Annotated in this window: 25 protein-coding genes; 11 read left to right on the forward strand and 14 right to left on the reverse strand. The window is 35.2% G+C overall.

Annotated features, from left to right (window positions below; genetic code table 11):
* Positions 1 to 10 precede the first annotated feature (10 nt).
* The 9 genes from FNW38_RS12210 to FNW38_RS12250 all read right to left on the reverse strand — a co-directional run bounded on the left by FNW38_RS12210 (position 11) and on the right by FNW38_RS12250 (position 7,737).
* Positions 11 to 649, reverse strand: coding sequence for a YciE/YciF ferroxidase family protein (locus tag FNW38_RS12210; protein ID WP_235890213.1), 639 nt, complete (start codon positions 647 to 649; stop codon positions 11 to 13).
* Positions 650 to 782: 133 nt separating this feature from the next.
* Positions 783 to 1,100 carry a rhodanese-like domain-containing protein gene (locus FNW38_RS12215; protein ID WP_143388625.1) on the reverse strand — a complete coding sequence of 106 codons (318 nt, stop codon included), beginning with the start codon at positions 1,098 to 1,100 and terminating at the stop codon, positions 783 to 785.
* A 5-nt stretch (positions 1,101 to 1,105) separates the two neighbouring features.
* Positions 1,106 to 1,390: a rhodanese-like domain-containing protein gene (locus FNW38_RS12220; RefSeq protein ID WP_143388626.1), complete on the reverse strand. Its 285-nt coding sequence runs from the start codon at positions 1,388 to 1,390 to the stop codon at positions 1,106 to 1,108.
* A gap of 183 nt (positions 1,391 to 1,573) precedes the next feature.
* The gene (locus FNW38_RS12225) at positions 1,574 to 2,743 is read right to left on the reverse strand and encodes a hypothetical protein (RefSeq protein ID WP_143388627.1); all 1,170 of its coding nucleotides are present in this window, start codon (positions 2,741 to 2,743) and stop codon (positions 1,574 to 1,576) included.
* A 6-nt stretch (positions 2,744 to 2,749) separates the two neighbouring features.
* Entirely contained in the window at positions 2,750 to 3,472 is a 723-nt protein-coding gene (locus tag FNW38_RS12230) for an ABC transporter ATP-binding protein (RefSeq protein WP_143388628.1), read from the reverse strand.
* Between the two features lie 5 nt (positions 3,473 to 3,477).
* Positions 3,478 to 4,689: an ABC transporter permease gene (locus FNW38_RS12235; protein ID WP_143388629.1), complete on the reverse strand. Its 1,212-nt coding sequence runs from the start codon at positions 4,687 to 4,689 to the stop codon at positions 3,478 to 3,480.
* 12 nt (positions 4,690 to 4,701) lie between these two features.
* Positions 4,702 to 5,916, reverse strand: coding sequence for an ABC transporter permease (locus FNW38_RS12240; protein ID WP_143388630.1), 1,215 nt, complete (start codon positions 5,914 to 5,916; stop codon positions 4,702 to 4,704).
* Positions 5,913 to 6,659 carry an outer membrane lipoprotein-sorting protein gene (locus FNW38_RS12245; protein ID WP_143388631.1) on the reverse strand — a complete coding sequence of 249 codons (747 nt, stop codon included), beginning with the start codon at positions 6,657 to 6,659 and terminating at the stop codon, positions 5,913 to 5,915. The genes FNW38_RS12240 and FNW38_RS12245 overlap by 4 nt, the downstream gene beginning before the upstream one ends.
* A gap of 574 nt (positions 6,660 to 7,233) precedes the next feature.
* Positions 7,234 to 7,737, reverse strand: a complete 504-nt coding sequence (locus FNW38_RS12250; protein WP_218043734.1) for an SRPBCC family protein — start codon at positions 7,735 to 7,737, stop codon at positions 7,234 to 7,236.
* A 367-nt stretch (positions 7,738 to 8,104) separates the two neighbouring features.
* Between FNW38_RS12250 and FNW38_RS17510 the strand changes: the two genes are divergently transcribed.
* From FNW38_RS17510 to FNW38_RS12260, 3 genes are all read left to right on the forward strand, one after another.
* The gene (locus tag FNW38_RS17510) at positions 8,105 to 8,254 is read left to right on the forward strand and encodes a hypothetical protein (RefSeq protein WP_185963138.1); all 150 of its coding nucleotides are present in this window, start codon (positions 8,105 to 8,107) and stop codon (positions 8,252 to 8,254) included.
* Between the two features lie 194 nt (positions 8,255 to 8,448).
* Positions 8,449 to 9,417: a CapA family protein gene (locus FNW38_RS12255; protein WP_143388632.1), complete on the forward strand. Its 969-nt coding sequence runs from the start codon at positions 8,449 to 8,451 to the stop codon at positions 9,415 to 9,417.
* A gap of 372 nt (positions 9,418 to 9,789) precedes the next feature.
* Entirely contained in the window at positions 9,790 to 10,752 is a 963-nt protein-coding gene (locus tag FNW38_RS12260; RefSeq protein ID WP_143388633.1) for an NAD(P)-dependent alcohol dehydrogenase, read from the forward strand.
* 28 nt (positions 10,753 to 10,780) lie between these two features.
* Here the strand turns inward: FNW38_RS12260 and FNW38_RS12265 are convergent, their stop codons facing one another.
* Together FNW38_RS12265 and FNW38_RS12270 are read right to left on the reverse strand one after the other, a co-directional pair.
* Positions 10,781 to 11,359 (reverse strand): Crp/Fnr family transcriptional regulator, encoded by a 579-nt coding sequence (locus tag FNW38_RS12265; protein ID WP_143388634.1) that lies wholly within the window; start codon positions 11,357 to 11,359, stop codon positions 10,781 to 10,783.
* Between the two features lie 302 nt (positions 11,360 to 11,661).
* The gene (locus tag FNW38_RS12270) at positions 11,662 to 12,213 is read right to left on the reverse strand and encodes a YciE/YciF ferroxidase family protein (protein ID WP_143388635.1); all 552 of its coding nucleotides are present in this window, start codon (positions 12,211 to 12,213) and stop codon (positions 11,662 to 11,664) included.
* A 697-nt stretch (positions 12,214 to 12,910) separates the two neighbouring features.
* Between FNW38_RS12270 and tgt the strand changes: the two genes are divergently transcribed.
* The 7 genes from tgt (at position 12,911) to FNW38_RS12305 (ending at position 21,325) form a co-directional block, all read left to right on the forward strand.
* Positions 12,911 to 14,041 (forward strand): tRNA guanosine(34) transglycosylase Tgt, encoded by a 1,131-nt coding sequence (tgt, locus tag FNW38_RS12275; RefSeq protein ID WP_143388636.1) that lies wholly within the window; start codon positions 12,911 to 12,913, stop codon positions 14,039 to 14,041.
* 79 nt (positions 14,042 to 14,120) lie between these two features.
* The gene (locus FNW38_RS12280) at positions 14,121 to 15,206 is read left to right on the forward strand and encodes an LptF/LptG family permease (RefSeq protein WP_144064981.1); all 1,086 of its coding nucleotides are present in this window, start codon (positions 14,121 to 14,123) and stop codon (positions 15,204 to 15,206) included.
* Positions 15,193 to 16,080 (forward strand): DMT family transporter, encoded by an 888-nt coding sequence (locus FNW38_RS12285; RefSeq protein ID WP_143388638.1) that lies wholly within the window; start codon positions 15,193 to 15,195, stop codon positions 16,078 to 16,080. Before FNW38_RS12280 ends, FNW38_RS12285 begins: the two co-directional genes overlap by 14 nt.
* A gap of 114 nt (positions 16,081 to 16,194) precedes the next feature.
* On the forward strand, positions 16,195 to 17,148 hold the full coding sequence (locus FNW38_RS12290; protein WP_143388644.1) for an acetyl-CoA carboxylase carboxyltransferase subunit alpha: 954 nt from the start codon (positions 16,195 to 16,197) through the stop codon (positions 17,146 to 17,148).
* A gap of 140 nt (positions 17,149 to 17,288) precedes the next feature.
* Positions 17,289 to 18,833, forward strand: a complete 1,545-nt coding sequence (gene dnaB / locus FNW38_RS12295; protein WP_143388639.1) for a replicative DNA helicase — start codon at positions 17,289 to 17,291, stop codon at positions 18,831 to 18,833.
* 281 nt (positions 18,834 to 19,114) lie between these two features.
* A complete protein-coding gene (locus FNW38_RS12300; RefSeq protein ID WP_143388640.1) occupies positions 19,115 to 20,377 on the forward strand; it encodes an asparagine synthetase B in 1,263 nt (420 codons plus the stop codon).
* Between the two features lie 36 nt (positions 20,378 to 20,413).
* Positions 20,414 to 21,325, forward strand: coding sequence for a glutaminase (locus FNW38_RS12305; protein ID WP_143388641.1), 912 nt, complete (start codon positions 20,414 to 20,416; stop codon positions 21,323 to 21,325).
* Positions 21,326 to 21,656: 331 nt separating this feature from the next.
* Here the strand turns inward: FNW38_RS12305 and FNW38_RS12310 are convergent, their stop codons facing one another.
* The 3 genes from FNW38_RS12310 to cphA all read right to left on the reverse strand — a co-directional run bounded on the left by FNW38_RS12310 (position 21,657) and on the right by cphA (position 24,870).
* Positions 21,657 to 21,911, reverse strand: a complete 255-nt coding sequence (locus tag FNW38_RS12310; protein ID WP_143388784.1) for a Txe/YoeB family addiction module toxin — start codon at positions 21,909 to 21,911, stop codon at positions 21,657 to 21,659.
* The gene (locus FNW38_RS12315; RefSeq protein WP_143388783.1) at positions 21,908 to 22,159 is read right to left on the reverse strand and encodes a type II toxin-antitoxin system Phd/YefM family antitoxin; all 252 of its coding nucleotides are present in this window, start codon (positions 22,157 to 22,159) and stop codon (positions 21,908 to 21,910) included. Before FNW38_RS12315 ends, FNW38_RS12310 begins: the two co-directional genes overlap by 4 nt.
* 86 nt (positions 22,160 to 22,245) lie before the next feature.
* Positions 22,246 to 24,870, reverse strand: coding sequence for a cyanophycin synthetase (gene cphA, locus FNW38_RS12320; protein ID WP_143388782.1), 2,625 nt, complete (start codon positions 24,868 to 24,870; stop codon positions 22,246 to 22,248).
* Positions 24,871 to 25,137: 267 nt separating this feature from the next.
* On the opposite strand from cphA, the gene FNW38_RS12325 reads away from it, so the two are divergent.
* Entirely contained in the window at positions 25,138 to 26,010 is an 873-nt protein-coding gene (locus FNW38_RS12325) for a cyanophycinase (RefSeq protein WP_143388781.1), read from the forward strand.
* The last annotated feature ends 57 nt before the right edge of the window (positions 26,011 to 26,067 follow it).

The following is a 26,067-nucleotide window of genomic DNA, read 5'->3' on the forward strand; positions in this document are numbered from 1 at the left end:
AAATTACATTCTAAGTATTTGTAATTGCGTCTGCTCTATAAGCTTGTCTATTGACAGCAGATAAAGCAATTCCAGTTAATGTAGCATCAGTTTTTTTCTCTTCATTAAGATTCATAGCGAGCAATTCTGCCGCTTTATTTTCACCCAGCGTTTTTGCAAATGCATGTAAAGTGCCATAGGTTGCAATTTCATAATGTTTTACCTTTTGATCCGCTGCAATAAGTCCGGCATCGCGTACCATACCAATATCAGTTTCTCTGATAAGACCATTAGTCTCTTTCAATATACCTTGCATGGCATCACATTTTTTTGCTATTGGTGCAATACCTGTTACTTCAAATATTTTTTCCAGACGTGATACGTGTTCTTGTGTCTCACTTAACTGGTTTTTTAATGAGTTAACTAATTCTGGCGATGAAGCATTTTTTACCATTTTTGGTAACGTTTTAGTCAATACTTTTTCTGCCCAATAAATGTCTTTCAATCCAACTTCAAATAAATCTCTCAATCCATGTGCTGCATTTGATTTTGCTTGAACAGCTCCTTTAAAAGGTTCGTTTTTACTACTTTCAGTTCTCATAATAGTTGTTTTTTTAAGATTAATTGTTGTAAGTGGTACTAAATTTGGTGCTTTATCATACAAACTCATTACTTACTTTTTTAATACTATAAAATTAAACAAACTATAATCAAATCAATTGTTAATTAACTAATTGTAAATACGAATAATATGATTTTTTTTAAAATTTAACTTGCTTTATTTGTTGATTGCTTTTGTCTTATTATCCAATTTTATTTTGAAGACTACGCCATCCGCCACCGTTGTACACTTGGGTAAATCCATTTGATTTCAAAATACTTTTTGCGGAAGCGCTTCGCATTCCTGAGGCGCAACAAGTAATAATTGTTTGGTTCTTGTCTTTTAGTTGGGATAGGTTATTTCTCAAAGTATCGACAGGAATATTTACAGCACCTTTTATATGTCCTCCGGTATATTCACCTTTACTTCGAACATCCAAAACAATGGCTCCTTGTTTTATTAATTCAGCATAGTCCACTTTTGGTCCTAACCCGAATAATTTTTTGAGTATGTTGATCATTTTACTTAGCTAATTTGAGATTGATGATAATTTACATCTAACCATGAACCGCCATTGTAACATTCGATTCCATGTTCAGTCAGAAAAAGCTGTGCCTGTCCACTTCGGTTTCCCGATGCACAACAAAGTACCAGCGGTGCTTTAAGAGTTCGTAATTCTTCAATTCTTTGCGGAATTTCATTCAGGGGAATATTAATGGAACCTGCAACATGACCGCCCATAAATTCATCGTGGCTGCGCACATCTACTATGGTACCTAGTTTCTCTTTAATTATTTTTTCTACTTTCATTTTAATTTATTATTTAGTAACAGTTGTTTTTATTATTTCTTCCAAAAAATGATATGTTCTTCTATACTAAAAAGCAGTTGTGGTATAAAAGAGAATGTATCTGTTGTATACAAAAGTAATACAACATGAAAAGCAATTCAGTACTATTTGTTACGCAGGATAATTTTATTCTAAATCCATTTTCTAAAAACTCCATCTGCCCCTGATATAAATTTGAGTTATTAAATTCTTATAGGAATTCGTCTGCTCCGCAAAAAAAGATTGCGCCGTAAAATCCAAATCAAAATTGGTCGCCACATTCCACGCATAAGAGGGAACAACAATCAACGTATTTTTTTCGGGCGAATAAATAAACGAAAAGTTGAATGATGCAATAGGGGAAATTGTTTTCATAACCGTCGCATAAAAATTATAACGGAACGGAAACAGCAATTTCGCTGACAAATTAGAATTGTAAAAACTTCCGTTTCCTGCAAAAACATTCGTAGGATTACTGTTGTATAAACTCGCGAGCGAAATGTACCAATCGTTTTTAAAAGTTTGGTCGGCCATGATGGAAAAGCTGAATGTTTCGGATGTGTCCAAAGTATTTTTTTTTGGAATAAAATAACTCATTTCGCCTTTGAAACCAGCCTCTTTGATATTGCCGGCCCAACCGCCGCCAAAAACATAATCGGTTTGGTAAACTCCTCCCAAAAACTGAAAATCATATTTCCATTTATTAAATTTATATAAGAAAGCAGCGGTATGTTCCTCTTTGTTTTTTCCTGGTTTGTAAGCCAGTTCCAAAACTGAATTAGTATTCAAATTACGCTGAATTCGAATTGCATCATTGCCAGGTCGTTCTTCATAATCAAAATCCAAAAAGTTATAGGCATTGAAAATATCATTTGGATTCCAAATGTTGTTAATGCCCCAGTTGATGCGTTGCCTACCAATTTTGATATCCCATTTTTCATCCCCATATTGAATCAGCATCCTATCGATAACCGAATGTGCCACAAATGATTTTTCGTCTATCCATAAATGGGAAAGATTCAATAAACCATTGTATTGGTTGATGGTTTTACCAAAATCAGGAATCTGTTTGATTTGTTCCCCATAAAAAATACGATTGCGAATTTCCAGTCTTCCACTTATTTTAGGCGAAATATTAAATTTGAAATTCAATCGATTATGAATCAGATTAACCGAGGCATTCGAATCAATTTTCTGAATAAAATAAGTGCTTTGTATGTCTTTGATATAGCCGTTCAGTTCTATCCACGGCGTTTTTGTTTCCTCCGTTTGCGCAACAACTGTCAGGCAGATGAAATATAAAATTCCGGTTAAGATGTAGTTGCAAAATTTCACAATAATTTATTTTATTTCAGTTTGTTCATGTATGACGGCTGTTGGCGCAGTATCGGCAACAATTTTTCCGTCTTCCAGTGTGATGACTCTTCGGGCTCGATTGATGACTCTTTGGTCGTGTGTAGAAAAAACAAAAGTCATATTCTCTTCCTGATTGAGTTTCAACATTATGTTTAATAAATTTTCTGCGGAAACTGAATCGAGATTTGCCGTGGGTTCATCTGCCAAAATGAATTGGGGTTTTGGTGCCAATGCTCTCGCTACGGCTACACGTTGTTGTTGTCCGCCGGATAATTCCCGGGGACGTTTATTAATTTTATCTTCCAATCCTATTTCTTTCAGTAATTCCTGAACCCGTTGCTCCATTTCTTTTTTGGGACGCTTTTGCAATAGCATGATAAACTCAATGTTTTCTTTGGCGGTAAGCACCGGAATCAAATTATAGGATTGAAACACAAAACCAATATTATTCAGCCGAAAGTCAATTAGCTCATTGCCTTTCAGCTTCGTGATGTTGGTTCCGTTAATTTCGACAAAACCTTCAGAAGGAATATCCAAACCACCAATCATATTCAGTAAAGTGGTTTTTCCTGATCCGGAAGGGCCTTTGATTGCCGTAAATTCACCACGAGAAATATGAAGATGTACTTTGTTTAACGCATAAACCGGAATGGTTTTTTCATCGTATATTTTCGACAAATTGTGCGCATCTATTACTGTTTCTTGCATGGTAATTATTTTTTTAAAGATTCTGCCGGATTCAATTGTAATGCTCTTCTCGCCGGAAATAAAGCCGAAAATAGAGCGGTAAGCAAGACTAAAAGCATTATAATTACAAACTGCCTTGAAGTCAAATTGGGATAAATTATGGAACTGTAACCAAAACTCGAATAGACATCAGAGAAGCGGCTAAAGTCGATTCCAGTTTTCTGGGTAATCCCAATAGAAGCAAAGGCAAGCATTATGCCGAACGGACAACCCGCCAAAATCAGAAAAAAAGTTTCCAGTAGAATCATCATGAATATTTTAAATTTATTCATGCCCAAAGCCAGCAACATTCCTATTTCGCGTGTTCTTTCCAATACCGCCATCATCATCGTATTAACAATTCCAAAAGCCAACGCCAACAGAATAATTCCCATAAAAATAAAGACCATTTGGTCACCCACGGAAACTGTTAATCCCAGTTCCGGCGCTATTTCCCTCCAGTTTTTTATTTCTGTTCCGGGAAATTTTTGCTTCAGATGGGTTTGACTTTCGTCCAGTAATTTATTGGATTGCAGTAAAACGGCAATTTCATTTATGGCATTTGGAATTCCTGCCAGCGAATCAATATCGGTAATTTTCACAAAAACATTACTGTCGTCATAAGGCGTATTTGTGGTTTTGTAAAGGGCCGTAATTCGGAAAGCCGCTGATGCCAGATTGCCTTCCTTATCCTGAAAAGTCAGAATGGTTTTTTTGTTGAGGTTCAATTTTAGTTTTTTGCGGAGCTTTTCACTCAGGATGATTTCGTTTGTCTTTTGGGGATTGAAATAATTTCCTTTGATTATTTTTCCTTTAAGATTGGTGAGTTTTTGTTCCTCGGCGGGCATCACTCCGTTTATGGTGATACCGCTGCTTCCGGAGGCCGAAGCAATCATTCCTTTAATAATAATGCGTCCTGAAGCGGCTTTTATTTTGCTGTCTTTGTCAATGATTTCGAGTGTTTTTCTGCCTTTCGGCAAATAATACTTTATTTCGTACTCTTTTCTGAACTCGGGATGATGCAATTGAATATGGGATAATTCGCTTGTAATAGCTGTATTCACGCGTTGTTCAATCATGCCGTTATAAAATGCCATCATAAAAATACCCGCCCATAAACCAATGCTTACCGCTGTGATAATGGTTAGGCTTCGTTTTTTACTCCTCCAAATATTTCTGCTGGCTATTTTTGTCAACATGATGATTTCATTTTATTTTTTCATTGCTTTCACAGGATCTAAACCCCTTACATGCCAAAGCGGATACAAGCCAATAACTATTGCCATTGCCAAAACAATAAGGGATTGGGTTAGAAAAATGCTTTGGTCCACATCGGTAGGGAAGAGGGCTTCAAAACCAAATTGTTCATATACTTTGGCTATTTCTCCTCCAAAACGAATGGGTCTTTCTTTCAAATAAATTACTAATGGCAAGCTTAACAAAAACCCCAAAAGCACACCAAAAAAAGTAATAAGCAATGTTTCTCCCAGTAAAATCAGTTCTAATTTTGTTTTTTTCATCCCAATGGCAATCAGCATTCCAAATTCATATTTGCGTTCGGCAGTCATCATTAAAACCGTTCCAAAAAGTCCGAAGCCAATGATGAGGTATAAAATCCCCGAAAAGATGTAAAAGGAAAAACCGTCGGCCTTGATGTGATTGGCGATTTCCGGCATCATTTCCTGCCAAGGCATTACTTCATATTTTTCTCCAATAGCATTCTTTAGATTTTGTACAATTGCATCTGTGTTTTCCGGATTGTCAATTCCCAATGAAACAGATGTGAGTCTGTTTTCGGCGCTCAAAAAATATTGGGCTGCAGCCAATGGCAAATACACAAAAGCATCATTCATAGCAGGCGAAGCCAAATGAACAATGCCTTTTATTTTGTATTTTCCGGCCGCCATAACACCATGAAAACCCTGACCAAAAAGTACAATGGTATCGTTGACGCTTACATCCAATCGTTTGGACAAACCTTCGGCAAGGAGAACTGCTTCTTCATTTTTTTCGAAATAAGTTCCTTTTATTAATTTGCTTTTCAATTGGGTCAAATTATTTTCTCTCACGGCATCAGTACCCACCAGCAGGCATCCTTTGGTTGTATTTCCTTTGGAGGCCAAAACAAAAGTTTCCAATCGAGGAACGATTGCTGTTATTTGGGGATTTTGTTGGAGTTGGGCTGTTAAAGAATTTTCTAAAGCAAAGCTGTTGTCCAGAACCTGTTCGTCCCAATACCCGTTTTGGTGAATTTGGACATAACCAGAATAATAACCTACCACATTTTTAATTAAATTATTGAAAACTCCATTCTGAAAGGATTTCATCAAAACGGCAAATAAAACGGCAAACGCGATCGAAGCCATGGTAATTAGCGTACGTCGGCTGTTGCGCCAAAGATTTCTCCAGATTAATTTCAGAATCATTTTACTTTGGTTATGTTTTGGGTGGTAAAGAAAGAATCGTCCAGGGGTGTGTCAAAAATTAGTGAGTTGTATAGCAAGACGGTTTTGTTTCCTTTTTTGTTTGCAGGAACCATTTCCATTCTGGCGGGTAATAAGCGACCGCCCAATAGTTTTATATCGGTACAATGCATGGTGTTAATGAGGGCGCCGTCTTCATCAAAATATTCGACATGCAGCATCATGAAATCTTTTTTGTCAATATCCATAATGACTTTTCCCCAAACCACTGCCGATTTGGGTTTGGGTAGCAGTTGGATTTTATAACAAGATCTACCATCAATAACAACTTCTTTCAAAAAGGAATGATTGTAATCTTCCAGAATGGAGGCTTCTTTTACCAAATCATCGTTGGTAAAATCCGTTCCCATCCAACTCTGGCTCATCATCGAAGGTGGCATTTTGATGTTTCTTTCAATGGAAGGAATCCAGTTCCAAACTTCTTTTTTCCGTTTCAAAAACACCACGCCTTTTTCTTTGGCTGGAGCCAAAACCAATATCAAGCTCAAATCATTGCCTTTTGTCCAGGCTTTTACACTCATTTCCCGTGACCAGCTGGGACGTATGGTTTGAATAGTAATGCTGGCGACAGAAGTTTTTCCTTTGGCTTTTTCGTCTGCTTTTTTTACAATGTCTCTTGCCTCTTGAGAAAAAGCAAAAGGAATAATTGATAAATGAAAAAATAATAGAAAGAATATCTTTTTCATGCTATCTATTTTTAGTAATTACGAAGCATTTATTCGATACTTTGTAGTACTTGCCTATTTATAGACAAGTAACCAAACCAGACCTAATGGTTTTGAGACGGGTTGTGTGATTTTCTTAATAATTGATAATTCAAAAACTTTAACAAATCCAAATAAGTGGAGTAGTGTATGAACTAAAACAAATATCAAAAATGCTGTTCTCATTTTACGTGTTTTATGTCTGTGGCTAATTCTTTTGTGAGACACTATAAACTTTTGTAAGTTGTCAAATATAAGAAGGTATATTTTGCAAAAAAGGATTCTTATTACCATCTCAAAGATAATTAAATATCCCTTTATATAATGTCAAAAAACATCATTATTTTAAGTAAATTCATTCATTTTCATGTGTTTATGTTTTTTAATGGTTCCTGTGCGAGATTTGAGGTTATGATTAAGAGACTTCGAAAATTGTCTGTTCGGTTAGTAGCGAATCTTTTTTGGATAACTAAAAAAGGAGGATTCTTCGTTTTTTATTAATCTCACGGATTTTATAATCCGTGAGATTTGTTTTTAGAAATATTTCCATTCCCAATTATTTTAAACTTTCTGCGAGCTTGTCAAAAGATTCGTTCCAGCTAGCATTGGTTAAATCGGTCATTTTACCTGATGGAATCCCCACATGAGTAAGAGTCATTTTTGTTTTAGCGTCATGCTCTTCAAATGTCACCGTTACCTGTAATTCTAACGGGAAACCTTCCATTCCATAATAAGTTGACGGAACTAGATTTCCTTTCTCATCTGCAAAGGAGTCCGTGTATACAATTTGCTCCATGGGAACAATTTCGGTAAAGGTTCCAGTACCCCAAAAATCCTGACCCTCAGGGGATCGCATACAGTAAAGATATTTGCCCCCAACTTTAAAATCGATTTTACAGAATGGACAAGTAAAATTTTTGGGTCCCCACCACTTCATGAATTTTTCAGGATCAGTCCAGGCTTTCCAAACAAGCGCTTGGGTTGCATTAAATTCTCTTATAATTAAGAGTTTTTGTTTGTTGGATTCAGTGGTCATTGTTGTCTGATTTTTTGTTTCCATTTTTACAGTTTTTAATTATTATACTTATATTATGTAGAGCATATAAAATTAGATAAAATTAATATAGTCGTCTGTTAATTAAATGTTTATGTGTATGTAAGAGGTAAGTATTCTAAAAATTAAGGAATATCTCTCAAGATTATAATTTGATGTTTTTATAGGGGTTGATTGTTTTTTTGGATTTATTTTAAGTGAAATCACGTGTCTGATTTTGTAATAAAAATTCTTTTCTAAGAAGAAGATTTTTGTTTTAAAAATTGTCAGATGGAAATTACCAATACGAATATATTTTTTGTAATTTTAACACTCAAAATTTTGTTATAAATATTTAAAAATCAAGATATTGTAAAAAAAATTATTTGTAATTATGGTAATTGCTATATGCTCTTTAGGAGTTGTAGCTCAAGAAAATAAAATGATGAAAATGAAAGACCATGTGATGATGAAAAATGGAGACAAAATGTATATGAACGGAATGATGAAAAAAAGAAAAATGGAAAAAAAGAGTAGTTATTAAAAAAGGAATAAAACGGAGTAACTATTCTTAGGAATAGAAAAGAGGTGTCCTTTATCAGATTTATAAAAGATAAATTCTTTTATAAAGACGCTTATTCACTTCCAATGGTGGCAATCCTATTTGCCCACTGCCGATAATTATTTTTTTTCGGCGCTTATTTTAATCTTGTATGGAGGCGTAATAACCAAGTAATTATGAGTGATAACACCATTACCATTGGGTTAACAGGGGACGTGATGATAGGCAGAGGTGTCAATGCAACTATCAGTAATAACGGATATGCCTATCCTTGGGGAAATGTGTTGCCGGTATTAAAAAATACGGATATCAATATCATTAACTTGGAAGCCGCACTGACTAACAGTACTAAAAAAATTTTCAAGACCTTTAATTTTAAAGCAACTCCTGATAGAATTAAAACCCTGACAGTTGCCAATATAACAGTTGCCAACATCGCCAATAATCATATATTAGATTTTTCAGAAGAAGGGTTAATTGAAACCATTCAAACTCTAAATGCGGCTGGTATACTACATGCCGGCGCAGGAATGAATGAAAATGAAGCCGAAAAGCCAGTTATTCTCACTACCAAAAATAATACGCTGGGAGTGCTGGGTTTTACAGATAATGAACCTAGGTGGAAGGCTGGGATTTCTGCTTGTGGCGTTAATTATATTGATATTTCTAATGAGAATGACTGCAATAAGGCATTGACGGCTATAGCGAAATTGCGTAAAGAAACAGACATTGTTATTGTCAGTATTCACTGGGGACCTAATATGAATGAGGAGCCTGAAAGGCATTTCGTTGATTTTGCGCATGCGATGATTGATCACGGGGCAGCAATTATTCATGGTCATAGTGCACATAATTTCCAAGGCATAGAAGTATACAACCATAAATTGATTCTGTATGATACAGGAGATTTTGTCGATGATTACGTAGTTGACCCTTATTTAAAAAATGACCATTCCTTTTTCTTTAAGGTGGAAGTTTCTAAACAGCGAATTGAAAAGGTAGTACTCATTCCAGTTTTGATTTCAAAGTATCAGGTGAATCTTGCCATAGGTGAAGATTACAAATGGTGTATCCAGCGCATGCAACAGTTGTCTGCAAAATTTGGAACAAAACTGAGCGATAAAGGCGAAGTGTTATTATTTTAAAACCATTAAAACGAAAGCGTTTTATATTTTTAAAGTATTTGGGGATTATTAGAACGTTTCATTTTTAGCAATTACTTGAAGTTATTGGGTTTAGTACTTAATTTTATTCGGAGAATGGACTTCAAATTTGCACAAAACTTTTCTACCAAGCACTGGACCGCCATTTTTGAATAGGTGTTGTTATGCGTTTGCCCTTATTTCATCCGATTTGGGATAATTAAATACTATTTTATATCAAAATTCACCTCCCATTTATTTCTTAACTAAAGTCAATGAGAGAACAGTTTACGACAAGTAATTTTGCCTAGTAGAATTAGTAGAAGACAATCTATTAAAAAGTAATTAAAATAAATGAATTTTAAAATTGGCAAAATGAAAGCAATTGTGTACACAAAATACGGCCCGCCAGAGGTTCTTGCTCTTAAAGATGTAGAAAAACCAATGCCTAAAGAGAATGAAATTCTGATACGAATTCTTGCAACCGCAGTAAACTCAGGGGACTGGAGACTACGTAAAGCGGACCCGTTTGCATTAAGATTGTTCTTTGGTTTAACGAAACCCAAAACGAATATTCTAGGAGGGGTTCTTTCAGGTGAAATTGAAGCAATAGGCAAAGATGTAAAACGCTTTAAGGTTGGTAGTCCAGTTTTTGGTACTACAGGAATGAGTTTTGGTGCTTATGCGGAATATAAATGTTTGCCAGAAAATGGTGTTTTGGCATTAAAACCCAATAATATATCCCATATGGAGGCCGCAGTTATTCCATTTGGAGGAACAACAGCACTGCATTTTCTTAAAAAAGCGAATATTCAGCGTGGACAAAAAGTTCTTATCTACGGTGCATCAGGAGCTGTAGGAACTGCTGCAGTACAACTTGCAAAGTATTTTGGAGCGAATGTTACAGGAGTCTGTAGTACATTGAATATTGAAATGGTAAAATCTTTGGGAGCAGATAACGTAATAGATTACACCAAAGAAGATTTTACTCAAAACGGTGAAACTTACGATGTAATTTTTGATACGGTAAATAAGATTTCTTTTTACTGTAGCTTAAAGTCTCTCATTAAAAGTGGCATCTTGATTTTAAGTGCAGCTGGAATGTCTGAGATGTTTCAAGGGATATGGACTTCAATGACCAGTACCAAGAAAGTGCTGACAGGTGTAATCAGTGAAAAAGCTGAAGATATGATTTTTCTTAAAGAACTTATTGAGGCTGGCAAACTAAAATCGGTCATTGATAGAACTTATCCTTTAGAACAGATTGCCATAGCACACACTTATGTTGAGAAAGGACACAAAAAAGGAAATGTAGCAATAGTATTGACCGACAAGTAATACCGATACTAAGTTGACAAGGTCTGGTTTATTTTTTCAAAGTAACTCTTTTTTTAATTCTACTTAATGATTCAGGTTTAATCCCAAGATAACTTGCTATTTGATATTGTGGTATTATTTGAAATAAATCGGGTCTTGATTTTAATAATTTTATATAGCGTTGTTCTGGTGAGTCTGTAGTATAAGACGCCATTATTTCCTGTTGTTCTGCAAATATTTTTTCCATTACTTTTCTCGAAATCGTTTCAAGTTTCGGGAATCGTTTATACAAATCTTCTTCTTTTTCTCTATTGCCAACTACCAAAACAGTGTCTATACAACACGCCATATAATGGGTCGAAGGACTATTTTTACTAAAGCTATTTAAAGAAATTACCCATTGTTCTTCAGTAAAAAAATTGTTGGTTTTTTCTTCTCCGTCAACTAAAAAATATTGCCGAACACAGCCTTCTAAAACAAAATATGCTTCTGTCGATATTTGCCCTTCTTTTAGCAAAATAGTTCCCTTTTTGAACTGTTGAATGTTCATAGTTTCAGCAATGGCCTCTGATTCTTCATCTGAAAGTATCATAATTTCGGAAAAATATTTTATTAGTTTGTTGTGCATTTTCGTTTTTTTAAGTTGCCGCATAAAGTCCCTGAGGCTTTGCCTGGGTTTTGGGATTAAATTTAGATTTATTTTTCGGATAAACACTTTTAATTCAAATACAAGACCGACTTTAAAATTAAGCCTAAAAACCAAATCTGGCGAAACCGATATTAGCTGTTAAACCCGAAGAACTCATGATTTAAAAGTAAGACTCGTTTGAAACTAAACCATAAAAAAAGCCTGCACTAGGCAGGCTTTAGATCTGAAAAACAGTAAATGATTACTGATCCTTAATCAAAATTACTTTTTAATATTTACAATTAAATCTGCTTCTGAGCATTAAAATTGATGTTAGATTGAGCAATTTCGTTCAAAGCAGCATCCGCTTTTTTCTGTTCATTTAGAGTCATGGCGAGCAAATTTGCGGCTTTGTTTTCACCAAGATTTTCTGCAAATGAATGTAAAGCATCATAGGTAGCAATTTCATATTGTTTTAACTTTTGTCCAGCGGCAATAATTCCAGCATCACGCATGGCACCTATTTCGGTCTTTGCTATTATGCCCTTACTCTCTTCTATTAATCCTTCTATAGCTTCACTTTTTTTTGCAACGGCTTTGATACCCTTAGATTCAAATATTTCTTCCAAGCGGGAAACATGTTCTTTCGTTTCAGTCAAATGATTTTGTAAGGTGTTGGCTAATTCTGGTGATGAAGCATTTTTCACCATATTCGGTAAGGTTTTAATCAATGCTTTTTCTGCTGAGTAAATGTCTTTCAACCCAACTTCAAATAAGTCTCTTAAATTATATGCTTCTTCTGATTTTACTTCCGCAACTTCTTTAGCTTCTTGTTTTCTATATGTAGTTCCCATAATAATTATTTTAATTTTTTGAGTGGTATAAAATTGTATCTAATATCTTAATAAATTAATAATTTTATTTCGGGTGTAATTTACAATTTATACACTCTGGTTTATATATTGTAAATTTAGTTAAATTATGAACTAAGTAAATGTTAATTAACTAATTATAAATACGAATAGTATGATTTAACTAAAAATTTAGATTGCAATTACATAATTAGATTTTGAGGTTTTTAGTGAGATTTGTTTCGTTTGATTGCTATCGGGAGTTGAGTAAGATTAAGGGGGGAAACTGCCAGTGGCTGTCAGGTATTTTATTTGCGTGAGGGATAGCAGTGAAAATCCTCCCGATTTTTCTTCGGGAGATTACTTCACCTAGTCGTTATTTTTAATAGGTGTTCAGTGAACTTCGTTTGCAACGAATAGCCCGACCCGCTTTTTCAGCGGGTCACGCCCAAATTCTGAATTTTAGAAGGTTGATTTGATTCAAAAAGCGCTTTGGAAACCCTTGCTAAATGTGAATTCCCAAATCTTAATTAAATTTTTAAATTATGTAATTATCTAATTTTCAAATTAACCTATCTTTGCCGTCCCGAACGGTCGGGAGAAAAACGTGTTTATGAAATAAGCTATGATAAATGTTAATGGAGAAAAAGATTTTATTGGCGAATTGCATCTGACCGAAAAAAAACAATAAAAGAAACAGATGAATTTTGATTTATTAAAAAAAGATCCGCAGTCCAAAGCCAGAGCGGGAACTGTTACCACTGATCACGGTGTGATTGAAACCCCAATTTTTATGCCTGTTGGTACCGTTGGTTCCGTAAAAGGCGTGCATCAACGAGAATTGAAAGACGATATAAACCCAGATATTATCTTGGGAAATACCTACCATTTATACTTGCGACCACAAACCGAAATCCTCGAGAAAGCGGGTGGTTTGCATAAATTCATGAACTGGGACCGCAATATTTTGACGGATTCCGGTGGCTACCAAGTGTATTCCCTTTCGGCCAACCGAAAAATTAAGGAGGAAGGCGTGAAGTTCAAATCGCATATTGACGGTTCGTACCACTTTTTTACGCCGGAGAATGTGATGGAAATTCAGCGTACCATTGGTGCCGATATTATCATGGCTTTTGACGAGTGCACGCCTTATCCTTGTGATTATCGCTATGCACAACGCTCGATGCACATGACGCACCGTTGGCTGGATCGCTGCATCAATCATTTAGATTCGCAGCCTTTTAAATACGGTTACGAACAAACCTTTTTTCCAATTGTTCAAGGAAGTACGTACAAAGATTTACGAAGACAATCTGCAGAATATATTGCGAATTCAGGTCAGCAGGGAAATGCCATTGGCGGACTTTCAGTAGGGGAACCTGCCGAGGAAATGTATGCGATGACTGAAGTAGTTTGTGAAATTTTACCCGAAGACAAGCCGCGATACCTAATGGGCGTGGGAACTCCGATAAATATTCTCGAAAATATTGCTCTTGGAATTGACATGTTCGACTGTGTGATGCCTACGCGTAATGCCAGAAACGGAATGTTGTTTACAGCGAATGGTTCAATCAATATCAAAAACAAAAAGTGGGAAGATGATTTTTCGCCTATTGACGAAATGGGTATCACTTACGTTGATACGGAATATACTAAAGCGTATTTACGTCACCTTTTTGCCGCCAATGAATACCTGGGAAAACAAATTGCTACAATCCATAATCTTGGTTTTTACATGTGGTTGGTTCGTGAGGCCAGAAAACATATCTTAGCAGGCGATTTTAGACCTTGGAAAGAAATGATGGTGAAGAATATGAGCCAACGTTTGTAAAAAAAATGTTTAAAGTTTAAGGTTTAATGTTGCATAACTAACTTTAAACTTTTAAACTTTAAACTTTAAACTTTTTTAAATGACAATAATTGACAAGTACATCCTAAAAAGATATTTAGCCACTTTTGTGGTTATGTTGTTGATGTTTATACCTATTGGGATTATTATTGATGTTTCGGAGAAGATTAATAAAATGATAGAGAACAAAGTTCCATTCGTGGAAATTGCTGCCTATTATTATAATTTCACGATTTATTTTGCCAATTCCTTATTCCCGATTTTTTTATTTTTATCCATTATTTGGTTTACCTCAAAATTAGCCAATAACACGGAGATTATCGCCATTTTGAGTTCGGGTATTTCTTTCACCCGATTTTTGAGACCTTACATTATTGGGGCTTCCATTATTTCTGTTTTTGTTTTATTGATGGGATTCTTTGTCGTTCCCGCTGCCAGCGAAGGTTTTAATAACTTTAGATATACGTACCTGAAGACGGGAGGAAAAGAGGCTATGCGGGGAGATAACACGGATGTATACCGACAAATTAGCGATAATGAATTTATCTATGTAAACAGCTTTAATACTTTATCAAAGACTGCTTTTAATTTTTCATTGGAAAAGTTCAATAAAGAGAAACTGGAGTATAAAATTACTGCAAGCAGAATCAAATGGAATCCAAAGGATAAAACCTATACCATGTATGATTATACCAAAAGAACGGTAGGGGAATTTGGCGACAAAATTGAAAAAGCACCTCAAAAAGATGCCCGTTTTAGGTTTGATCTGGAGGATTTAACCCCTGTGGTATATATTGCTGAAACATTGAGTTTGAATAAGCTGATTAAGTTTATTGACAAGGAAAAAAAACGGGGCTCGTCTAATATCAATGTGTATTTAGTGGTGCTGTATAAAAAATTCAGTGTTCCGGTTTCGGCATTTATTCTTACCATAATTGCGGTTTCGGTTTCATCCATGAAACGAAGAGGCGGAATGGGAATCAACTTGGCGATAGGAATTGCATTAGCTTTTGCCTTTGTCTTCTTTGATAAAATTTTTGGCGTATTGGCCGAAAAATCAAGTATTCCTCCCATGTTGGCAGTTTGGTTGCCCAATGTTGCTTTTGGGGTATTAGCCATTTATTTATTACGAAATGCAAAACGATAAATTGCAGCCTTATTTAAACCTGCATCTGATTGTTTTTATTTGGGGTTTTACCGCTATTTTAGGCGCTTTAATCACCATAACAGCCGATGCTTTGGTTTGGTACCGCATGTTTTTTGCAAGCGTTTTTTTATCGCTGTTTATTGTATTCAAAAGAAAATCATTTAGAATCCCTTTAAAATCCTTCTTAAAATTAATTTTTGTAGGGTTATTAATCGCGCTGCATTGGATCACTTTTTTCAAAGCGATTCATGTTTCCAATGTTTCCATTACACTTTCGGTTTTCTCTTTGGGCGCTTTTTTTGCATCGCTGCTGGAACCTATTTTTTACGGCAGAAAAGTACTTTGGTATGAAGTGTTTTTTGGGCTCATTATTATCGCTGGATTGGCATTGATCATGAAAGTGGAGGTCAATTATTTGGAAGGTATGTTATACGCTTTGGTGTCCATAATATTAGGGGTTTTGTTTACGCTGATGAACGGAAAACTGATAGAAAATCACGATCCTTCCGTGATATCATTTTATGAATTCATGGCAGGTGTATTCTTTATTACAGTTTACTTTTTATTTCAGCAAAAATTCACGTTAGATTTCTTTGTTTTGACTTTCAATAATTGGGTTTTAATTTTGATTTTAGCTTCTATTTGCACCGCTTATGCCTTTACTGCTTCGGTGAAAGTCATGCAAAAACTGACGCCCTATACCGTAATGCTGACGACTAATCTAGAGCCGGTTTATGGGATTGTTTTGGCCTATTTTATCCTTGGTGGAAAAGAAAAAATGAGCTTTGAATTCTATATCGGAGCCGTTATAATTGTGATCACAGTAATCCTAAACGGTGTGATTAAACACTATCAAAAGGACAAAATAGAATAAGTTCCTCAAAGTTTGATGAAGCAAACTTTTGCACATAAATATGAAATTTACCTTTTTGAACGATTTAAAATTTTATCTTTGCCGTTCCAAATAAAAATAAAACGCAGAAATCCTATGGAATATTTAGATTTTGAGCTTCCAATAAAAGAACTAGAAGAACAGTTAGATAAATGTCTGGTTATTGGTCAGGAATCAGATGTTGATGTGACGAATACTTGCAAACAAATCAACAAAAAACTAGAAGAGACCAAAAGACATATTTATAAAAATTTGACCGCTTGGCAACGCGTACAACTATCAAGACATCCTAGTCGTCCTTATACAATGGATCATGTACGTGCTTTATGTGGGGATACTTTTCTAGAACTTTTTGGGGATAGAGGTTTTAAAGACGATAAAGCCATGATTGGTGGTTTAGGAAAAATTGACGGACAATCTTTTATGATTGTTGGTCAACAAAAAGGATTCAACACGAAGACACGTCAGTTTCGTAATTTTGGAATGCCAAATCCTGAAGGATACAGAAAAGCATTGCGATTGATGAAAATGGCCGAGAAATTTGGTATTCCAGTATTGACTTTAGTTGATACTCCGGGTGCTTATCCGGGACTTGAAGCCGAAGAACGAGGACAAGGCGAGGCTATTGCCAGAAACATCATCGAAATGATTCGTCTAAAAGTGCCAATTATTACTGTAATTGTTGGTGAGGGAGCTTCTGGTGGAGCATTAGGAATAGGTGTTGGTGACAAGGTATATATGATGGAAAACACTTGGTATTCTGTTATTTCTCCTGAATCATGCTCTTCTATTTTATGGAAAAGCTGGGAATATAAAGAACAAGCTGCCGAAGCATTGAAATTGACTTCTGCTGACATGAAAAAACAAAAATTAGTTGATGATATTATCCCTGAACCATTAGGTGGAGCGCACTACGATAGAGAGACTGCTTTCAAAACGGTGGAGCAATATATTATGAAAGGATTTAATGAATTGAAAGACTTATCAACAGAACAATTAGTTGCTCAAAGAATGGACAAATACAGTAAAATGGGTGAATATAAAGAGTAAAATCTTACAATTTGATATTTAATCCGAAGCCTTACAGTTTCGGATTTTTTTATGGTTATAAACAAAAAATAGTTACTTATGAACAATTATTTGTAACAACTCAATGACAATATTTTTTTAATTTTTGTTACTTTCGCTCTATGGAAAACTTCAGAAATATTAATCCTGTGAAGGTTGATAAAACTACTATAATAAGCCTTGAAAAAGGAAAATTGCAACCGCAGGTTCTCGATTTAGAAGAGGCTGTGCTTGGTGCCATGATGATTGATAAAAAAGGGGTAGATGATGTAATTGATATTTTACAGCCCGATGCTTTTTATAAAGATGCTCACAAACATATTTTTGAGGCTATCGTTCAGTTGTTTACAGAAACACAGCCTATTGACTTATTAACCGTTTCTGCACAACTTAAGAAAAATGCAAAATTAGATTTGGCAGGAGGCGATTTTTACTTAATTCAGCTTACGCAAAAGATATCGTCTTCTGCGCACATTGAATTTCATTCCAGGATTATCCTTCAGAAATTTATTCAACGCAGTTTGATTCGTATATCTACTGAAATTATTGAAGATTCTTACGATGAAACAACGGATGTTTTTGATTTGTTGGATAGAGCCGAATCTAAATTGTACGAAGTGACACAAGGGAACATAAAACGAAGTTCCGAAACGGCGCAGAGTTTAGTGTTGCAGGCCAAAAAACGAATAGAAGAAATTGCCGGTCAGGAAGGATTGAGTGGTGTAGCGACTGGATTTGATAAATTAGATAAGATTACTTCGGGTTGGCAACCAAGTGATTTAATTATTATAGCGGCAAGGCCAGCAATGGGTAAAACGGCATTTGTATTATCGATGGCACGAAATATGGCAATTGATTTCGGAATGCCAGTTGCCTTATTTTCTCTGGAGATGGCATCAGTTCAGTTGATAACCCGTTTGATTTCTTCCGAAACAGGTTTGTCATCGGAGAAATTGCGTACTGGAAAACTGGAAAAACACGAATGGGAACAATTGAGTACCAAAGTTAAAAATTTAGAAAAAGCCCCACTGTTTATTGATGATACGCCTTCACTATCTATTTTTGATTTAAGAGCAAAAGCGAGACGTTTGGTTTCGCAACATGGCATAAGAATTATTATTGTCGATTACTTGCAATTGATGACTGCTGGTGGAAACGGAAAAGGAGGAGGAAATAGAGAGCAGGAGATTTCTACGATTTCTCGAAATTTAAAAGCATTAGCCAAGGAATTAAATGTTCCTGTTATTGCACTTTCTCAATTGTCCCGTGCGGTTGAAACCCGTGGTTCCAGTAAAAGACCTTTGCTTTCTGACCTTCGTGAATCGGGTGCGATTGAACAAGATGCTGATATTGTATCGTTTCTATATCGTCCCGAATATTACAAAATTGACGAATGGGATGATGATGAAGCCTCACCAACTGCTGGCCAGGCAGAAATAATGATAGCTAAACACCGTAATGGTAGTATAGAAAACGTTCGGTTGAAGTTTATTGGACATCTAGGAAAGTTTGATAATTTAGAAGATCATAGCGGAAGTTATGATGATTTACCATCAAGTATGAACCAAGATGACAATCCTTTTATTACTAAAAATTTGCCATCAGCCAATGAAGCTTTTGGTAGTAATTTGAATGACCTGGACGATGACAGTGATGTTCCGTTCTAAAATATAAATTTAAAATCCGCTGCTTATAGTTAGTTACCGTCTGGACACAAATATTTAGAGGAAATTTTAGCCACGAATTTCACTAATTTTTATGAATTAATTCGTGAAAATTAGTGAAATTCGTGGCTAACTTTTTTATAATATCATAAAATCTGTGTGAATCTTTTCAATCGGTGTTATCTGTGTCCTATTTTAAACTTGTATCCAGACGGTACTTTTTTAGTAGTTTTTTTTATGATTTTCATCACTTAAAAACTGTTATCTTTGGAATAAAAACGGCAATGTCTTTTAGAAAGTCACTCTATATTCTACTAATTTTTATTTCCTTTTCGGCGAAAGCCTCTTTTATTTTGTTGCCAATGGATGAAACTACGCAGCAAAATCATTTGAAGGCCTATGGAATTACGTATTGGTGTTTGGATAAAAAGTACAAAGCAAGTTGGTTGCTTAATTATCGAGGCGGTTCTTTTTTACTGCCTGATGCTGAAGAAATACGTAAAGAATGCCAGATTAGGGGTGTGAGTTTTGAAATCCTTTCTGATAGTGAAGAAGCTAGGATTTTGGATGAAATTTCGAGTCCTTCTCAAAATATGGAAACGATAGTGCTTGAAAAAGCACCAAAAGTTGCCGTTTATACCCCTAAAGGAAAACAACCTTGGGATGATGCGGTGACGTTGGTTTTGACTTACGCCGAAATTCCTTTTACACCAATTTATGATGATGAAGTTTTAAGTGACCAATTATTACTTTACGATTGGCTGCATTTGCATCATGAAGATTTTACGGGTCAATACGGTAAATTTTATGGAGCATACAAAAATGTTCCTTGGTACATTGAACAAAAGAAAGATGCCGAAGCATTGGCAACCAAATTAGGATATTCGAAAGTATCTCAAGAAAAGGTAGCTGTTGCCAAAAAAATCAGGGACTTCGTTATTGGAGGTGGCTTTATGTTTGCGATGTGTTCCGCAACGGATAGTTTTGATATTGCTTTAGCAGCAGATGGAGTAGATATTTGCGAAGCCATGTTTGATGGAGATGCGAGTGATCCTAATTACCAATCAAAAATGAATTACAATAATTCGTTTGCTTTCAAAGATTTTATTTTAGAAAGAAGAGCGGAGCAATATGAATTTTCGGATATTGATATGACTACGAAAAGAAGAATTCCGATGGACAAGGATTATTTTACCTTAATGGAATTTTCGGCAAAATGGGATCCAATCCCGAGTATGCTATGTCAAAACCACACACAATTGGTAAAAGGATTCATGGGACAGACCACTTCTTTTGATGTCTCTCTAGTAAAATCGAATGTTTTGGTTATGGGAAACTGTGAACTTAATGGCGAAGTACGTTACATTCATGGCGAAAAAGGGAAAGGAATGTTCACTTTTTATGGTGGTCACGATCCTGAAGATTTCCAGCATCAAGTGGGAGATACGCCAACAGTTCTGGATTTACATCCCAATTCACCAGGTTATAGGCTGATTTTGAATAATGTGTTATTTCCTGCAGCTAAGAAGAAAAAACAAAAGACCTAATATTAAAAATATTAAAAATTTCATTAAACTCTTTAGATGAACTACGAAACCATTTTGCACGAGATTTATCAAGAATCAAAAACACTTCCTATTATTGGTAATGTTTCTATATCAATACCCGAATTAACAAAAGTTGACCCGGATAAATTTGGAATTCATTTGATAAGTATTGAAGGTGAGGACTTTGGAATTGGAGATAGCAACGAAAAATTTTCTATTCAAAGTGTTTCTAAAGTTTTGACTGTAGCTTTGGCATTTTCATTCTTGGATGAAAGGATTTGGGAACGAGTAGGCGTAGAACCTTCAGGTAGTGCATTTAATTCATTAGTACAATTGGAATATGAAAAGGGCATTCCACGAAATCCATTTATCAATGCAGGAGCAATTGTTATTGCAGATATGCTTGTGACCCATTTGGAAAATCCTAAACAAGATTTTTTGGATTTTATACGAATGATTTCAGGAAGTCCAACTATTGATTTTAATTTAAAAGTAGCACAATCTGAGAAAGACACTCGGTTTAGAAATGCCGCATTAGCTAATTTTTTAAAGTCATTTGGGAATATTACAAATGATGTAGAAATGGTTTTGGATTTTTATTTCCATCAGTGTTCCATAGAAATGACGTGTAAGGAATTAGCTCATTCCTTTTTCTTTCTTGCCAATGAAGGAAAAACTATATCAGGAATACAAGTTTTAACTAAAAGTCAAGTAAAACGATTGAATGCCTTAATGCAAACATGCGGTTTTTATGATGAGTCAGGTGAATATACTTATAAAGTAGGATTGCCGGGAAAAAGTGGGATAGGTGGGGGAATTGCAGCTTTATATCCTAAAAACTTTGTTGTTTCTACATGGAGCCCACGACTTAATGAAAAAGGAAATTCAGATTTGGGGATGAATGCCTTGGAATTATTGACGACTAAGACTGGAATGTCGATTTTTTAGAAAAAACAGAAAAAACCTCGAAAGTTTTTGCTTCCGAGGTTAATATTTTATGACTATCCGTAATGCGGACTAAAATCATTTCGAATACAATTTTCGTCGTTTGTACATTTATAAAGCATAAATATTAGCCCACAGATTGTACAGATTATACCGATTTCCACGGATTTTTTTACTTGGTGAATCAAACAGTTGTTTAAATCTGTGCAAAATCCGTTCAATCCGTGTTATCTGTGTGCCATATTTTATCCTTTGGAACATATTGCGGACTGTCATATTATATTTAATGTAATTTTAAATCCTAATCCGTGTCAACTTTTTCAGGACTAGACAATTAATAATGGTATTTACAAGTAATTATTATCAGATCTTCTTCTTTTATGGTGTAAACCAAACGATGTTCGGAGTCTATTCTTCTTGACCAATACCCTTGAAGTTCGTGTTTTAAAGGTTCCGGATTTCCGATTCCTTCAAAAGGAGTTCTCGTTGTAGATTTTATTAACTCATTAATTCTTTTGAGTTTTGATTTATCTGTTTTTTGCCAATAGAGATAATCATCCCAAGCTTGTGAATGCCAAATTATTTTCATTCTTCAATCAATTCTTTTTGGAATGTTTTTTTATTTTTTACGTCTTCGACCGCTTTCAGTAATATTTCTCTGTTTTTTCCTGATAAAAGATAATTGGTCTCTTTTAAAGAATTATACTCATCAAGCGAAATTAAAACCAAATCTTTATTGTCTTTTCTTTTTACGATGATTTCTTCCATATCATCAATAACACTATCCATCCATTTTTTTAGATTTAGACGTAAATCGGTATAGTTTATTACTTTCATTTTAATTTATTTTAAAACAAAATTACAAAAAAAATAACTCAATCAAGTACTTAATTGAGTTATTTTTAAGTTTATTGTATTTAAAGCTAGACAGTTCCGTGTTCGTTTTCTTTATCTAAATATTCTTGTACAATATCGATAGCATTAGTAACCACATCGCTTAATGCAGTGATGAAGCTTCCTTCTTCGGCACAATTTATAGCGTGTTTGATTGCTTCAGTTTCTTTAGGAATAATTTCATAAGTAACTATTTTACCTGAATTTTTAATTCCTTCGAGTATTAAATCAATAATTTCGTCTTCGGTTCTTCCTCTCAGGTATTTTTCTTGTCGAATGATAATGTGGTCGAACATTCGGGCTGCTATAAAAGCACATTCTTTAATATCTTCGTCACGGCGATCACCAACACCTGCAATAATTCCAATTTTCTTAGTAGCATCGACACTTTGCAAATATTCTTCCACACCTTTGTAACCGGATGGATTATGAGCAAAATCAATCAATACTTTAAATTTTTTAAACTCAAAAATATTCATACGACCCGGAGTTTGTGCCGCACTTGGAATAAAAGTCTGTAATGACAAACTAATATCTTCTGTTTTAAAACCCCATAAATAACTCGCTAAAGTTGCCGCAAGTACATTGGCAATCATGAATTTTGCTTTTCCTCCCAACGTTAAAGGAACGTGAGTGGCGCGTTCGATTCGGATTTTCCATTCCCCTTTTTTGATGGTAATAAACCCGTTTTCATATACCGCAACCGTTTTTCCTTCAGTACAAAGTTTTTTAATGAAATCACTATCTTCACTCAAACTAAAATAAGCAACATTGCAATTTAGATCTTGACCTATTTTTACACAATGTTCATCGTCACCATTTAAAACTGCCCAACCGTCTTTTTTGATGCTTTTTACAACTGTAGCTTTAACTCTTGCCAAATCATCTAAAGAGTGAATGTCACTTAAACCCAAATGATCTTCCTGTATATTCGTAATAATTCCAATATCGCAAAGGCTGAACCCCAAACCAGAACGAAGGATTCCACCACGAGCCGTTTCTAAAACGGCGAATTCCACCGTTGGATCTCTCAAAACATATTCGGCACTTAGAGGCCCGGTGGTATCTCCTTTTTCCATCATATGATTTTGAATATAAATTCCATCCGATGTGGTGAATCCTACTTTGAAACCATTATTTTTTACAATATGTGCCAAAAGGCGGGTAGTGGTGGTTTTGCCATTGGTTCCCGTCACAGCAATTATAGGAATACGAAAGGATTTACCCGGAGGATATAACATGTCAATAACCGGCGAAGCTACGTTTCTGGGTAATCCTTCAGAAGGAGCAAGGTGCATTCTAAAACCCGGAGCCGCATTGACTTCCAGAATTACACCGCCATTTTCTTTTAAAGGTTGTGTTAAATTCTCAGCCATGATATCAACACCACAAATGTCTAATCCAATTACCCTTGAAATTCTTTCGGCAAGAAAAATGTTTTCAGGGTGCATCATATCGGTAACATCTACAGAAGTTCCGCCAGTACTTAAATTTGCTGTAGATTTTAGAAATACAATTTCGCCAATTCTCGGAATGGTTTCCAATGTGTAGCCTAATTTTTCCAATAAGTCTTCGGTATCTCTATCGACATCTATTTGGGTTAACACATTTTCATGACCATAACCTCTTCTAGGATCCAGATTGGTTGTGTCAATTAATTGCTGAATAGTGTCTTTTCCATTTCCTATTATGTGAGCAGGAACTCGTTTTGCAGCAGCAACTAATTTATTATCGATGACTAATATCCTAAAGTCGAAACCGGTAATGAATTTTTCTACGATGACACGTTTGCCATATTCTTGTGCAAAAGCCAACCCTGAAACGGCGTCTTCCCAATTGGTAACATTAATAGATGCACCTTTTCCATGATTTCCACCCAATGGTTTTAGCACAATAGGATATCCAATTTTTTTAATGGTTTCGGACAAACTCTCTTCGTCTACACAAATGCTTCCATTGGCAACAGGAATCGAGGCCATATCCAACATTTTTTTGGTTTGCTCTTTATTACAGGCGATATCTACTGCAATACTGCTGGTTTTACAGGTAATTGTTGCTTGAAAACGCATTTGATTGATACCATATCCTAGTTGAACTAAGGAATTTGTTCCAAGTCTTATCCAAGGAATATTTCTGGAAACGGCTTCTTCTACAATACTTCCGGTACTTGGTCCTAGTCGTACACGTTCCCGTATTTCACGCATTTTTTGTAAGTCGGCATTTAAATCGTAAGCAGTTCCGGCAATTAATGCTTCGGCAATAGCAACAGATGATTCTGCAGCAAAAAGACCAACATTTTCTTCGGTATAACTAAAGACTACATTATAAGTACCTGGAGTTTTGGTTTCTCTGGTTCTACCAAAGCCGGTTTCCATTCCTGCCAAAGATTGTATCTCAAGAGCAATATGTTCAATTACATGTCCCATCCAAGTACCGCGTTCCACTCTGGAAAAAAATCCGCCACGACAACCTTCAGAACAGCGATGCTCAATCATTGTAGGGAACATAGTTTCAATTCGTTCTCTAAATCCTTCTATTTTATTAGTTGGAAATTGTTCCATTTCCTCCAAATCCAACCGCATTTGAATTAATTTTTTTCTTTGGATGCTCCAAATATTGGGGCCACGAAGGGCTTGTACTTTAATTATTTTCATAAAACGGAAATGTTATTTTTTGAACTAAAAAATGGATATGTAATGAATTGATTTTAAAACTAATATATTCTAACTTTGAAAAAAAAGATTGTTTTAGGTGGTGGTGTTTTTAAAAAAAAAGTATAGAATTCAACTAATATAGTTTTTTAAAAAGAGGAATCAAAATTTATTTCCTCAAAAATAAACAATAATTATTCAGTTTGTTATAATTTAAAAAAAAAAGACTACTTCAATGGCTTTTTTTATCTTTTTGGTTATTTTTACAAAATGAATATACTAGGAAAACTAATAATAATAGGAGGTGCGGTAGATAAAGGAAGTTTTACTGAAACCGATTTGGATAAAAATGCAACTAGCAATTTAAACTTTTTTGAAACTGGAATTTTAAAAAGGATACTAAACGAATCAAAACACAAAGAGAATTCACGAATAGAAGTCATTACAACGGCTTCAATCATTCCACGAGAAATTGGACCTGAATATGTTAAAGCATTTGAGTATTTGAATGCTAAAAATGTTGATATACTTACTATCGAAAGACGCGAGCAAGCTGCCGATGAAGCTGTTTTGGCCCGATTAAAAGCAGCAGATATTGTTATGTTTACCGGAGGTGATCAATTGCGATTGACTTCCATTCTTGGTGGAACACCATTTCACGATATTTTATTGGATAAATACCATAACGAAGAATTTATTTATGCCGGTACTTCTGCCGGAGCTGCGGCAGCTTCCAATAATATGATTTATCAGGGCAGTAGTTCTGAAGCCTTGTTGAAAGGCGAAGTGAAAATTTCAAGCGGATTGGGTTTAATAGATGGTGTTATTATCGATACTCATTTTGTACAACGCGGTAGAATTGGCAGACTTTTTCAAGCCGTTGTTGGTAATCCTAGAGTACTGGGAATAGGACTTGGAGAAGATACGGGATTGTTGATTACCAATAATACCCAAATGGAAGCTATTGGTTCCGGATTGGTTATTTTGGTTGATGGTCGTGAAATAAAAGATACTAATTTGACGAAAGTAGAATTAGGACAACCGATATCAATTTCACATTTGGTAACACATGTCATGAGCAAATTTGACACCTATAATCTAGAAACGCATTTAATGCATATACAATCTTCACATTACTTGTAATTCAGGTTTTGGGTAATTGGTTTTAGTCTTTAGTCCAACACCCAACACCCAACACCC

It is taken from the genome of Flavobacterium gawalongense, from assembly GCF_007097265.1.
GTDB classification, from domain to species: Bacteria; Bacteroidota; Bacteroidia; order Flavobacteriales; family Flavobacteriaceae; genus Flavobacterium; species Flavobacterium gawalongense.